This window comes from Mesorhizobium sp. Cs1299R1N3, from assembly GCF_037179625.1.
Lineage (GTDB): Bacteria > Pseudomonadota > Alphaproteobacteria > Rhizobiales > Rhizobiaceae > Mesorhizobium > Mesorhizobium salmacidum.
Genome location: NZ_JAPYKQ010000010.1, coordinates 42068 through 54864, shown reverse-complemented (window position 1 = coordinate 54864; position 12797 = coordinate 42068). Strand labels below are relative to the sequence as shown.

Here is a 12797-nt window from a genome sequence, read left to right as displayed (position 1 = left end):
GCCGGTCGCGCCCGCGGCAAGGTCAAAATCGGCGTGGGAATTTCGCCTACAATCTGAAACGTTTGTCTGGTGGCAGGGCAGTGTGACCGCATGAGCGAAAAGTAGGGGAAGCCAGGGCTTCGAGAGCCTGTGCCCATCCCTAATTTTCTCGCCTCCCCAGGTATCATTTGCGAGTTGTCATGAGCGTGGAGCGGGTCGATGGCCATTCAAGTGGTCTGTAACAACGGAGTGATGGAAGAGGCCGATGGGGTCGCGAATCTGATCGCGGCGCATCGTCGAGCAGTCGCCATGGTTGAACGTCTCGGCAAACGATGGATGGGGGACGAAGGGCCGGACGCGACCCTGATCGGACGGCGATTGGATTCGGTCATGGCTGAAGAGGTTATCGCGCGCCGGCGCGCGGCCGCTGCGCCGGTGGCCGATGTCGTTGAGATGAAAATGAAGGCAGCTTATTTCTGTCGGTTGTTGGGGAACGATTGGTGCGAGGTTGATGTCGACGATTTTCGCGCGTTGCTCGGTTCATTCACGAAACTGCAGTCCTAGGATAAGAGTGCCGAAATCCATGCAGCCACGGTATTCCAGGCCGCATAGAGTCCTGCCGGCACCAAGATGATCGCGATGAACGCGATAGCATCGCCGATGCCGCCTTCGGTGCGTCCTTCCACGGGATAGTAATATTTGTGCGCCTCATCGTCGTGCTTCATTGTTGTATCTCCGACCGCTTGTTTAGCAGCAGCTGCACAGGATGCTGAAACGTCGTGCCCCACAGACCTGTCCGTTTCATCTTAGCGTTGATTTCCGCGACGAGGTAGTTCTCATTGACGGCTTTGCCCTTTGCTGTCGTAGCGGCGAACGCGTATCCGGTCGCAACAAGCGCGGTGCCGACGTCGATTGTCTCGCCATTCAACTGCGCACCGCACACGACAAAAACCGCCTTGTCGAGGGCGTAGCCGATCGGCTGGCATGTCACCGCCGCGCTATCGAACAGGGCGGCCAGGTGCGCCAGTGAGGTGTTCCCGCAATCGATTTTGGTTCCATTTGGCTCTTCAGCCGACGTGCCGCGAAGACATGACTGGACGCCATAGAGGCGGAAAAGGCGGTCTCCGTCGCGCCAGGTATCTCCGGTCAGAAGTTGAGCCGATTTCGATACCGCGAAGGGCGTTGGCGCGGCAGATTCGGATGCATCCTGCGCCTGTGCGGATGCGCACAAACCAAATGCAGCCATCACTGCAAAGCGCGCCTGTTTCATTCCTGGAACTGTCCACCGAGTTCGGCGGAATGCTCCAGATCGGGGCGCAGCGACTTCCCGTCCTTGTTGCGTCCGATTGCGGCCATGTCGAGGAAAACCATTTCGTCATCGTCGTAGGCGACGTTATACGGGTCGTTTGTATTGCCCGCACCCACGAGAGAAAAACACGACACGGCGTCGGGTTCCTCCTTCTTGCTCTGCAGCACAAGTGTTTTGCAAAGCACGACAGAAGCACGATCGTTGTAGATTCCGTCTTCATAGTCCTGCGCGGCCTTCGTGCAGTCCCACTCCTGCGTCTTGTATGTGATCTTTGGTTTTGGGCATGCCGCAAGACCGCGCAGTCGATAGGTTACGCCGTTGATGATGCGCTCAGTCGCCGACGGCACCTTAACCGGCGAGCTGAGGGCGGACGCGTCGCGCTGAAAGAGCGCGCCTTTCGCATCGTAGCGCTCATAGACGAACACCTTCTCGCCCGGCTTGGCAAATTGAAGCAGGTAGCGCTCCGACGGCTGCGCGAAGGCATTTGGGGCGTCGGCGCCTGCAGCATAAGCCGCGGTGCCCTGGAGCAGCAAAACCGTGCAAAGGGCAATCTGTTTCATCGAAATCCTTTCCCTCGGTGCATATGGTGTTGACAGTTTACTAGGGCTGCGTGTAGCCATAGTAAAGTGTTAAATTTTGGCGACAGTATGAACACTCGATTCGCTCTTCTGCTCACCCTGTGTGCTGCTGCAATGCCGTTGGAAGCGGACGCCCGGGATCTGGCATCAGACCGCGTCGCAGTCGCCTTTGCAACGCCGGCGCAAGCCCTTGCATCAGTCGGGAAGCAAGGGCCGCGGGCGTGCAAAACCGGAAAGCGTACTGAAGTCGCCGAACTTGTGCGTTCAATCGCGCGGGACGAAGGCTTCGACGTCGATCTAGCCGAGGCGATTGCCTGGGCTGAAAGCGATCTCGGCGCCAGTCAGGATCAGTCCAAGGCCGGAGCCCTCGGGATCATGCAGCTGATGCCGGGCACGGCGGCCGATCTCGGCGTGAGCGACCGTTGCGATACGCAGGCGAATGTTCGGGCTGGCTTGCGCTATCTCAAGTCACTCTATGACGAGTTCCAGGATCCGCTGCTGATGCTTGCAGCTTACAACGCCGGGCCCAACAGCGTCTACAAGGCGCAGGGCATTCCGGTGAATCCGGAGACGGCTGAATACATCGTGAAAATTTTAAACCGCTGGAAGTTCGGCGGTGTCGTGAAGAAGTCCGCCCTGACCAAATCCGAAACGCTCGCGGCCGCTCCGCCAGCAAGCGAGGACTCTTGGCAGGATGGTCATGTCATGGATTTCGGCAACTGAAAGGAGCCAAGGGTGGAATACAGGAAAGCGGGCAAATTTGCCCTGAAACTGGCCTTGGCCTCGGCGCTCGGAATAGCTCTGGCGCCAGCCACCGCGTACGCCCAATCGGCGGCGCCAGTGGAAAACGTGCTGGAGTGGTTCGTCGGTGTTCTGCAGGGCAACATAGCACGCTCATTCGCTATCATCGCGGTCTGTTTTCTCGGCTTCCTCGCCATGACGGGGCGGCTGGCTTGGATGATGGCTTTTTCCATCATCATCGGCATCGCTCTGATCTTCGGCGCTGCCCAGCTGGTGGACGCGGTTCGCGCGACGGCGGGAGGCAGCTGAGATATGGACGACGAGGAAGTCTATGTCGAGCCGGTCAGCCTGCCCCTGACACGCCCCCCGATGAAATGGGGGGTTCGATATGAAGTTTTTGCACTGAACGGCATCTTGGCGGTGATCGGCTTTATCGCCACGAGCAGCTTCATGCTCGGTCTTGGCGTGTTTGGCGTGGTGCATCTGGTCAGCGCATATCTGTGCCAGCGCGACCCCAATATTTTTCATATTTTCGAGCGGCGCATCTCCAAACGCGGAGCGGTGGCGAACCTCACTTTCTGGGGGGCGAGGAGCTATTCGCCATGAACCTCGATGCCGACCTGAAATTTGGCCGTGAGCGCCGCCGCGAAAAACCCGCGGCGATGCACATCCCCTACCTTCGCCATGTCGATGACAATCTGATCGTGACGAAGAGCGGCTTTCTGGTCGGCGCCATCCAGCTCAGCGGCCTGCCGTTCCAGACAATGGACCAGGCCGAATTGAACAGTCGAATGTTCAACCGCAATACCACGTTCCGCAACCTGTCAACCTCTCGATTTGCCGTCTACACAACGATCATCCGCCGCCACGTGACGCCCGAGATCGAAGGCGACTTTGATAATCCTTTCGTGGCCGAGCTCGATGCCCGCTACATGGATGAGCTTGGGTCGAAAAACCTTTTCGTCAACGAGGCGTATCTGACGGTCATACGCCGTCCGATGGTCGGCCGGGTTGGCTTGGTGGACAAGGCGCTCAATGCATTCCGCATCAGCACCGCGGGCGAAGAAACCCGTGAAGAGGCGATAGTCGAACTGCATGACATCCTCGACGGCATGGTCAAGGATTTCACCGCTTATGGGGGGCGTCTTCTCGGTGTCGTGAAGCGTCGCGACAGCTTCTTTTCCGAGCCCGCCGAATTTCTGGCGAAGATCCTCGCAGGCGGCGGTGACGTGGAAATGCCTTTGCCGCGCATGTCCCTTGGCGACGTGCTGGCAACGCGACAGCTGTTTTTTGGCAAGTCGGCGCTGGAACTTCGCGGGCCGGACGCAGCCAAGCTCGGCGCCATGGTATCGATCAAGGAATACCCGCCGTTCACCGCTCCGGGCTCTTTGGACGGTCTCTTGCGCCTGCCACATGAGTTTGTCCTGACGCAGAGTTTCGCGATCGAAGACCGTGTCACGGCGATGCGCAGGATCAACACGATCGCCAACCAGGTTGAGGGTTCCGACGAGGCGGGCACAACGGTCGAGGAGTCCGTCCACGACGGCGCCGACAAACTGGCCGGCGGCGAAGTCGTCTTCGGACAACATCACATGAGCGTCATGGCATTGGCCTCGGCCATGAATGGCCTTAACCGCGCGCTATCCGACATTACGGCGGAGCTCTCGCGCATGTCGATCGTTCCGGTCCGCGAGACACTGAACACGGAACTGGCCTTCTGGGCGCAGTTGCCGGGAAATTTCAGCTACATCGCGCGACGTGCTTTGATTTCGTCCCTGAATTTCGCCGGCCTTTTTTCAGGACACAATTTCCCGTCCGGCCAACGTGAGCGGCTGCATTGGAACAGGCCCATCGCCTTGCTCGAGACGACCAGCCAGACGGCCTACTATTTCAATTTCCACGTTCACGATGTCGGGCACTTCACGGTGTTCGGCCCGACCGGCTCGGGCAAAACCGTGGTGCTGTCGTTCCTGATGGCGCAGGCCATGCGCATCATGCCGCGCCCGCGATGTGTCTATTTCGACTATATGCGCGGCGCTGAAATTTTTGTTCGGGCGCTCGGCGGTCGCTACGAGGTGATGGAACCTTCCCAGCCGACCGGTTTCGCGCCATTGCAGCTTGATGACACGGCGGAAAACCGCTCTTTCCTGGAAGATTTGCTTATCTACATTCTGACGCCGGAGAGCGGCGCGCTTGATGTGGCGGAGATGCGTGTCATCAACGCCGCCGTCGACATGGTCTACAAAATCCCGCGCGAACAGCGCACTTTCGACCTGCTGCCCGAAGTGCTGCGGGGTTCGCTAATGCCTGGCATGAACGATTTGGCCGCGCGGATACAACCCTGGCTCGATCCGAAGGACAAGGGCTGGCTTTTCAACAATCCCGTCGATCTCATCGATTTCTCAAAGCCGGTTGTCGGCTTCGACATGACCAAGATCCTGGGCGACCAAAAGCTGCGCTCGGCGGCGTTGCTCTACATCTTCCATCGTCTCGAAGACGTCATCGACGGCTCGCCGATCATGCTTTTCCTCGATGAAGGTTGGAAGCTGCTGGACGACGAGGTTTTCGCTGCTTTCATCAATGAGACGCTGAAGACCATTCGTCGTCGCAACGGCGTGGTCGGCTTTGGCACGCAGACAGCGGAAGACGTCGTCAGCTCCTCCATCTCGTCGTCACTGATCGAGCAAACGAAGACCAACATCTTCTTCCCCAACCCCAAGGCGAGCAAAGAATCCTACGTGGAGCGCTTCTCCCTGACAGCGAAGGAATTCGAGTTCGTGCGCCGAACCGCGAAGGAAACACGCACCTTCCTCGTCAAGCACGACAGCGACTCGATCGTAGCGAAGCTCGATTTGTCGGCGATGCCCGATCTCATCAAGGTCTTGTCCTCGAACGAAGCCAACAGCAAGGAATGCGCACGGCTACGGGAGGCCTTCGGCGACGAGCCGGAAATGTGGCTGCCATACTTCTGCGGATGGGAGAACGAGCATGACGAAGCGGCTTAGCCGCGCTTGTCTGGCCGTGGCTCTTGCGACAGCGGGAAGCACGACCGCGGCTGTCGCTCAGATCGCGGTCATCGACGGGTCGAACCTCGACAAGCGGCAAGAGGACGAGCAGCACAGCACAAAGTCGGACGAAGCCAAGAAGGACGAAACCGAAAAGAAGAAAAGCGTCGTCTGCACCTATTCGAACAAATACCGCTCACAAATGTTTCGCCGATCCCCGGCCGAAGCGTTGCAGCGCGACGCGGGCAACGTGAAGATAATCCGCTATTATGCGCAAAAATACGGCGTGCCCGAAGGCCTGGCGCTGTCCGTTGCCTATCAGGAATCACGCTTCGACACATGCGCCGGGAGCCACACCGGCGTCAAAGGCGTCATGCAGCTGACCAAGGGCACTGGCAAGTCCATGGGACTTGACCGCGACCTGAACGAGCAGAACGTCGAAGGCGGTGTCAAATATCTCGGAATGGGCGTGAAGCAATGCGGGGCGACGAATTACAGCTGTCTCGCCTCCTTCTACAACGGATCGAACGCCGGCGAGCAAAGAGGGTGGGCCGGCGGTGTCGGCCGCTGGAACAGCTACTTCAACGACTATGTATCGAGCGGCAAGGCTCCGGCCGCCGCACCGCCACCATTCTCGATCGTAACGGCCGACGGCGCGGGCGGCTCGGCCCAGAACGACGCTATGGGTGCGGTGAGGAAGGCGGCTGGCGGTCTCGATGCAAGTTCATCGCAGCTGGGCGCCAACAACGCGGCAATCGACGCGCTGTCGGGCCATGTTGGCCAGGTGACTGAATACAAGGACGCTTGGGAGCTGAACTCGTCGGCTCGTGGGATCAACGCCGATGTCACCAACCAGTACCTCGCCCAGGCCGGAGATTTTACGGCGTTGCTGGCCCAACTTCTATCGTTGCAGAACGTGCAGGCATCGCAGTCGTCCAAGCTGGTGCAACAGCCGAAGAGCGGCTCTCCAAACCCGTTTTCTTGTGATCCCGCGGAACTGGAACGGTTGAACATCGATCGCGGCCGGTGGCTTCCATGCGCGGTTGAGAACGTAGGGGCAAGCTCGGCCGACAGCCGCTCGATCATCATCACCAGTGATCCTGCCGGCGCTACCAGCGTGATCAATTCTCTACAGCAATAGGAGGCTGACATGAAGAAATTCGCGATCGCTGCCGGCATGGCGCTTTGGACGACCGCGGGCTTTGCACAGATTGCGGTCATCGATGGCGCCAATCTCGATGTCGCCCGCAAGAATGCGGAGAACACCAACTCCATCATGGATTCGAACAAGGATATTCTGAAAAAGAGCGAGGAGATCCTGCAGGCTCTCAGCGGCAGTCGTGATGGTTCGCTCGGGATCGGACAAACGGGCCTTGGCGGCAACATGTCGATTGCGCAGGCTCCGTCGTTCGGATCAATCCTGAATGGCGGCGCGCTTTCGTTTGGTGGCCTTTCCCCCGAAATCCAGAAAATCGCCGGCGCCGTCATCAATGGGCTCCAGCTGGTGAAGCAACTCCAGCAAATTGCCGGCGAGGAAACGAGCGCCGTCAACACAGCCTATGGCGGCAGCGTCAATGTGGCCTCGCTGCTAAGCGCGCTGACTTCGCAGGCCTCGCAGGGCGTCACCACGCGCCAACAGTCATTGCAGTCCGCGAGCGGGCAGATTGGGCAGTCGCAGGACGTCAAGGGATCGGTGGATCAGAACACCCGAATGCAGCTGGAAAACGCTCGCGCGGTCAACGAATTGATCGGCGTCCAGAATGGTGCGGTCGCGGCCCTGAATGAGAAGCTGAAGGGAGATCTTCTTCGCCAAAGCCAGGTGCAGAAGATGATGACACCGCGCAACGTCAATCCGTTCGCGGAATTTGGCAAGAGCGGAGGCTAGCGCTTATCGAGGCGAGTGCTGCGTATATGCGCTGTGATTGGGCTCGGCGCAGTGCTGTTCGGATGCGCAAATCGCGAACTGAAAGCGCCGTGCGGGCCTTTGGCGTATGCCGACGCCGACGAATGCGGTGGGCTTAAGCCGGTTAATTCAACGCCGTTCGCCAGCATCATTGACGAGGATCCATGAACGGTCTTGCCGAAAGCATTCTCGGTGGCATTGACAACATCGGCGAGGACTTCGTCCGCACCGTCTACATGCAGTTGGGCAATGCGATGGGCAACGTCTTCACCCTCATGCTCACCCTCTATATCGTATGGTGGGGCTACTCCATCCTGAGCGGGCGAGAGTCGATTTCGCCGCTCGAAGCGGCCTATCGCCTGGGCCGCGCCGTCATCATCTATCTGCTGCTGACCGGATGGGGTACATTTTCCGCGACGATCTACCAGCTTGTTCAAAGCATTCCAGATGAGGTGGGCAAGATCATTGTCGGCGCCGTGTCGCGAGCCACCGGGAATCAGCTCAACGACCAGGCGGCAATTCCAGCGCTTATCGACAATCTCTACCAAGGGGCGCAGGACGTCGCCAATCAGGTCTATAGCGGATCCTTCTACGACATTTTTGGCGCGCTCTTGTCGCTGCTCGTCCTGCTGTCGGCGATCATCTTCGCAGCGCTCGCCATTGCGGCGATCATCGCCGCCAAAGTGATGTTGTTCATTACCCTCGCTCTAGCGCCGATATGGATCATTCTTTGGCTTTACCGCTGGTCCTCGCGAATGAGCGAAGGCTTCCTTTCGCTCACCACCTTTCTGATGATCCAGCAAATCCTGATCTACGGCTTTCTCGGATTCTACTTCTCGCTCGTCAATGCGGCGCTGAACACCGCCACGACCGGCGGTGCGACCATGGACAGCAAAATGTCCTTGGTGCTGCCCTTGGTGCTGGTGACGATCATCGGAATCTACGTTCTCATGCAGATCCCATCGATTGCTTCCATCCTGAATGGCGGCGGGTATCTCAGCACCGTGGGAGCTCGCTACTCATATGGGAGGTTCGGCAGAAACGCCATGCGCTACTCTGGCGCCCAATGGGCCGCCGGCCGCGCCGCTCGGAGCGCCCGACAGTTAGCGGCAAACAGCTTCCGATCTTCGCGAGCGGCAAGGGCGGACGACGCAGCTCGGTCTGCCATCCAGCAAGGTGCGCGCGATAACGCCAGGCCTCTGGCCTAGAACACAAGAATGATCACCGATAGCGGCCCTTGGATCGGGATCGTCGCGCAAACGAGGCAACAGGAAAGTGTCAAATCCATCGGAAACAGCTGCTAACGGCGGCGGCGAGCTCGTCGACAATCGCTATTACAGGGCGGGTGCGACCTGGGAAGACGACACGCACAGGTCAATGCGTCGATCGCGCACATTGGCATGGATCGTTAGCGGCGTTTCCGGACTGGTGGCGGTGCTGTCCCTGCTGGCGCTCGTGCTGATCCTGCCGCTCCGGCAGTTCGAACCGTATGTTGTGGAGGTCGACAAATCGACGGGCTATCTCGAGATCATGCGCGCGCTCAAGCCTGGAGACTTGTCGCAGAACGAAGCCGTCACGGCGGCAAATCTGGTCCGCTACATCAGGGCCCGCGAAACCTTCGATTCCCGTGAACTGAAACAGAATTACGACCTGGCGCAGCTCTACTCCACCGACGCGGCGTCCAAGGATTTGACATGGCTTTTCACGCCTGCAAATCCCCAATCGCGGGACAAGACCTATGGCCGCAATGCCACCATCTCGGTCGAGATCAAGTCGGTTTCCCTGCTCAATCGCAACACAGCCTCGGTACGCTTTGCCACGACGACGCGGCGGGACAATTCGTCCACGGTCGATAATTGGGTGGCGGTGATAAAATTCCGCTACACCTCGACACCCCTCAAGAACGAATGGCGTTTCGATAACCCGTTGGGATTTCAGGTTACGGATTACCGCCGCGACCAGGAATCAGCGCCGACTGCAGGGAACCTGCAATGAGACGGCGCGTGAAGCTAGCGCTGTGTGCCGCCCTTCTATTCGGCGCGACCCATGGCGCGGCCGCACGCGATGGCCGCATCCGATATGTCACTTTCAACAATGACGAGGTGACCACGGTGCGCGCCGCTCTCGGTATTTCAACCATGGTCGAACTCAGTCCGACCGAAGTCATCGAAACTGTCTCCGCTGGCGACACGAAGGGCTGGTCGATCATTCCCAAACGTGGATCCAGATTTTTGTTCGTCAAGCCGCTGGAGCGCGATGCGTGGACCAATGTCAACGTTGTCACCAACCGCCGTGTCTACTCGCTGCTGCTGCAGGGGACCGACAATGATCGCGACCGGGCATCCTTCCAGGTCCGGTTCAAATACCCGGACGAGGATATCAACGCGCGGCTGCTCTCCCAAGCCAAGGAGAGCGCCGCCGATCCGGATCTGAAGGATCTGAACTATGCCGATCTCAACTACGACTATGCCTATAAGGGCGACGACAGCTTGAAGCCGCGCACCGTGTTCGACGACGGCACGAAGGTGTTTCTGGAGTTCAAGGGTGACATTCCGGCGATTTTCGTGGTCGACGACAAGCGCCATGAGTCACTGGTCAACGTCCGCACGCAGGGCAAATACACCGTAATCGACAAGGTGGCCCGCCAATTCACACTGCGAGCCGATGGCAAGACGCTCTGCCTCTACAACCGGGCGCGACCCAACACCATCGACCCAGTCGAGCAGGTTTACGGTCCAACGAAACTGACACGCGGTTCCACCCTGTTCGGATCCAGCGGGGGGCAGTGATGACGCAGATTGACTATAACCAACTGGACGGCAGCCCGTCTGTCGCACGCCGCGGTGCGGGAGTCGGTACCAGGATAGCCCTGGTCGGCCTCGGTGTGTTGCTCGTGGGCGGGCTGATATGGCTGAACTGGCCTCGAGAGCCGGTGTCGCGCGATCTTCGCAGCGATGCCGAGGAAAACTTCAACCCGCCGGAGTTTCGCCCGCCGGCGTTGAACGAGCCGCCACAGCCTGCCGACGGCACGATCGACCAGATCGTGGTGCCGCCACCAGCCGCCGACCAGAAGGGCACGCAGCAAGCTGACAATGTCGATCAGACCGTTCAGGAGGGCGCCGACCTTGATGCGCAGCGCCGCGCACTGGAGGCACAAATGGCGGCCGAGGAAGCTCGCCGCAAGGCCGAAGAGGAAGAAGCCCGCCGCAAGGCCGCGGCTGACGAAGAGGCTCGTCGCAAGGCTGAGGCCGCCGAGCACGAAAAGGCGGTGTGGGAACGCCTGCGGTCCAATCAGATGGTGACGAATGGTGAAACCGGCTCGACGGATACCGGCGCCCAGGCGGCACAGGTCGAAATCGCGCCCGACGGTCAGATCGTCCCGGTCCCCGGCGCCGATAGCGATTCCAACAAGGCATTCCTGGCGCAGTCAGAGGCAAGTTCTTCCAGTGTCGTCAAAGCCAGGGTCTTCCGACGCACCGATGCGTTGATCCCTGAAGGAACGATCCTTCGTGGCTATTTGGAAACCGCTGTTAACACCGACCTTCCCGGTGCCGTGCGCGCGGTCGTGCGTGAGGATGTCTTCTCGCTCGACGGCAGGCGGATTCTCATCCCGAAAGGGTCGCGCCTGACCGGGGAATACCGCTCGGGGCTTGCGCGCGGTCAGAAGCGTGTGTTCATCGTCTGGAACAGAGTAATCCGCTCGGACGGCATTTCCGTCGATATCAAATCGCCTGGTGCAGACGCGCTCGGCCGCGGTGGCATGGGCGGCCGTGTCGATACGCACTGGGTTGAACGGTACGGCAACGCCATCATGCTTTCCGTCGTTGGCGGCGCCTCTGAATATCTGTCCTCGCTTGGGGATAGCGGCCAGGATGGACAACAGCGCCAGGTGACGACGATCGATCCCGTAACCGGCGAGAGCACGACCGTAACTTATGGTGGCAATGGCTCGCAGCGCGACGCCCGCGGCATCGCTTTCGACAAGTCATCGACCGCCCTGCAGCAACTCGCGCAAGAGGCATTTCGCGACACGCAGAACATTGGCCCGACAGTCCACGTGGACCAGGGCACATCGGTTGTCGTGCTGGTGCGGCGAGATCTCGATTTCTCGGATTTGTACGCCGATCCCGTTCAGGAAGAAGTTGCACGAATGAAGGCAGGTGGGCGGCCGAAGACCGCGATCGATCCGACGCCCCTTTACGCGACGCCAAAGGATCATTTTTATCCCGGCTATGGGAGCCCGGTTAAATGAACGCCGTGCATCCCCTCCCCGACCCTTGGGTAAGAGCCCCGGTCCTGCGCGCTCATCTGGAGCCAATATGGTCCTATTTGAACGAAGACTCGGTTTCCGAGATTGCGATCAAGAGGCCAGGTGAATTGTTCATCGAACGCCTCGGCGCTAAGGAAATGGAGCACGTCGTCAAGCGCGAGGTCACGCCCGGCTGGATTCGCAACATCTCGACGGGCGTCGCCTCGGCGACAAATCAGGTCATCAACGAAGAAAAGCCGGTCCTGTCAGCTGCTCTACCCTCGGGTGAGCGCATCCAATGCATCTTGCCGCCCGCGGCCCCCGAAGGCGGGGCGATTTCGATTCGCAAGCAGGTCATCATGGATATGAGCCTTGATGCCTACAAGGATCTCGGCGCGTTCGAGAACACGGCGATGGGCAGCGGCCTGGCGCTGTCCGTCGAAGAAAAGCGACTTGTCGAGATGTTGCAGGACACGTCGCCGATGGAGTTCCTGCAGTATGCAGTGCGCAACCGCGTCTCGATGGTCGTTTCAGGCGGCACGTCGACCGGCAAGACGACGTTCTTGAATGCACTCCTGAAGGAAATCCCGGCCCATGAACGGATCATCACGATCGAAGACACCCGCGAACTGCGGCCGCCGGCTCCCAACAACGTCACGCTGATAGCATCGAAGGGCGACCAGGGCCTTGCCAAAGTCTCCGCGCAACAGCTTCTCGAAGCCTCGCTTCGCATGCGACCCGACCGTCTGTTGTTGGGCGAGTTACGCGGCGCTGAAACCTTCGCGTTCCTCCAGGCGATCAACACCGGCCACCCGGGTTCGCTCACGACCGTTCACGCCAATTCCGCCCGGTCCGCCTACGAGCGGCTGGCGCTCATGGTCATGCAGAGCAACTCGGGCCTCGCACGAAGCGAAATTCTCGACTACCTGCGCGAAGTCATTCCGGTGGTCGTCCAGATGGTCCGCACCGAAGGCGGACGGCGCGGCATCAGCGAGATCAAGTTCACCAAGGCGGAGACAATCTAGCGGGGCCG

Annotated in this window: 15 protein-coding genes; 12 read left to right on the top strand and 3 right to left on the bottom strand. The window is 59.6% G+C overall.

Going from position 1 to position 12797, the window contains the following annotated elements:
* The first annotated feature begins 198 nt into the window (after positions 1-198).
* Entirely contained in the window at positions 199-543 is a 345-nt protein-coding gene (locus tag O7B34_RS20895) for a hypothetical protein (RefSeq protein WP_337147845.1), read from the top strand.
* Here the strand turns inward: O7B34_RS20895 and O7B34_RS20890 are convergent.
* Genes O7B34_RS20890 through O7B34_RS20880 form a run of 3 tightly spaced genes read right to left on the bottom strand, consistent with a single transcriptional unit; the run spans position 540 to position 1848 of the window.
* On the bottom strand, positions 540-704 hold the full coding sequence (locus O7B34_RS20890; protein WP_337147844.1) for a hypothetical protein: 165 nt from the start codon (positions 702-704) through the stop codon (positions 540-542). The two genes, O7B34_RS20895 and O7B34_RS20890, sit on opposite strands and share 4 nt — an antisense overlap.
* Positions 701-1249, bottom strand: coding sequence for a thermonuclease family protein (locus O7B34_RS20885; RefSeq protein ID WP_337147843.1), 549 nt, complete (start codon positions 1247-1249; stop codon positions 701-703). The genes O7B34_RS20890 and O7B34_RS20885 overlap by 4 nt, the downstream gene beginning before the upstream one ends.
* Positions 1246-1848: a hypothetical protein gene (locus tag O7B34_RS20880; RefSeq protein WP_337147841.1), complete on the bottom strand. Its 603-nt coding sequence runs from the start codon at positions 1846-1848 to the stop codon at positions 1246-1248. The genes O7B34_RS20885 and O7B34_RS20880 overlap by 4 nt, the downstream gene beginning before the upstream one ends.
* Before the next feature lie 87 nt (positions 1849-1935).
* Between O7B34_RS20880 and O7B34_RS20875 the strand changes: the two genes are divergently transcribed.
* From O7B34_RS20875 to virB11, 11 genes are all read left to right on the top strand, one after another.
* On the top strand, positions 1936-2589 hold the full coding sequence (locus O7B34_RS20875; RefSeq protein ID WP_337147840.1) for a lytic transglycosylase domain-containing protein: 654 nt from the start codon (positions 1936-1938) through the stop codon (positions 2587-2589).
* A gap of 12 nt (positions 2590-2601) precedes the next feature.
* Positions 2602-2916, top strand: a complete 315-nt coding sequence (locus O7B34_RS20870; protein WP_337147839.1) for a TrbC/VirB2 family protein — start codon at positions 2602-2604, stop codon at positions 2914-2916.
* Between the two features lie 3 nt (positions 2917-2919).
* On the top strand, positions 2920-3213 hold the full coding sequence (locus O7B34_RS20865; RefSeq protein ID WP_337147838.1) for a type IV secretion system protein VirB3: 294 nt from the start codon (positions 2920-2922) through the stop codon (positions 3211-3213).
* A complete protein-coding gene (locus O7B34_RS20860; RefSeq protein WP_337147837.1) occupies positions 3210-5612 on the top strand; it encodes a VirB4 family type IV secretion system protein in 2403 nt (800 codons plus the stop codon). The genes O7B34_RS20865 and O7B34_RS20860 overlap by 4 nt, the downstream gene beginning before the upstream one ends.
* A complete protein-coding gene (locus tag O7B34_RS20855) occupies positions 5596-6753 on the top strand; it encodes a lytic transglycosylase domain-containing protein (RefSeq protein ID WP_337147835.1) in 1158 nt (385 codons plus the stop codon). Before O7B34_RS20860 ends, O7B34_RS20855 begins: the two co-directional genes overlap by 17 nt.
* A 9-nt stretch (positions 6754-6762) precedes the next feature.
* Positions 6763-7497 (top strand): type IV secretion system protein, encoded by a 735-nt coding sequence (locus O7B34_RS20850; protein WP_337147834.1) that lies wholly within the window; start codon positions 6763-6765, stop codon positions 7495-7497.
* A gap of 182 nt (positions 7498-7679) precedes the next feature.
* Positions 7680-8723: a type IV secretion system protein gene (locus tag O7B34_RS20845; RefSeq protein ID WP_337147833.1), complete on the top strand. Its 1044-nt coding sequence runs from the start codon at positions 7680-7682 to the stop codon at positions 8721-8723.
* Between the two features lie 67 nt (positions 8724-8790).
* A complete protein-coding gene (locus O7B34_RS20840) occupies positions 8791-9510 on the top strand; it encodes a virB8 family protein (protein WP_337147832.1) in 720 nt (239 codons plus the stop codon).
* Complete coding sequence (locus O7B34_RS20835; RefSeq protein ID WP_337147831.1) at positions 9507-10304, top strand: TrbG/VirB9 family P-type conjugative transfer protein; 798 nt, start codon at positions 9507-9509, stop codon at positions 10302-10304. Before O7B34_RS20840 ends, O7B34_RS20835 begins: the two co-directional genes overlap by 4 nt.
* Entirely contained in the window at positions 10304-11767 is a 1464-nt protein-coding gene (gene virB10 / locus O7B34_RS20830; RefSeq protein WP_337147830.1) for a type IV secretion system protein VirB10, read from the top strand. Before O7B34_RS20835 ends, virB10 begins: the two co-directional genes overlap by 1 nt.
* Entirely contained in the window at positions 11764-12789 is a 1026-nt protein-coding gene (gene virB11 / locus O7B34_RS20825) for a P-type DNA transfer ATPase VirB11 (protein ID WP_337147829.1), read from the top strand. Before virB10 ends, virB11 begins: the two co-directional genes overlap by 4 nt.
* The last annotated feature ends 8 nt before the right edge of the window (positions 12790-12797 follow it).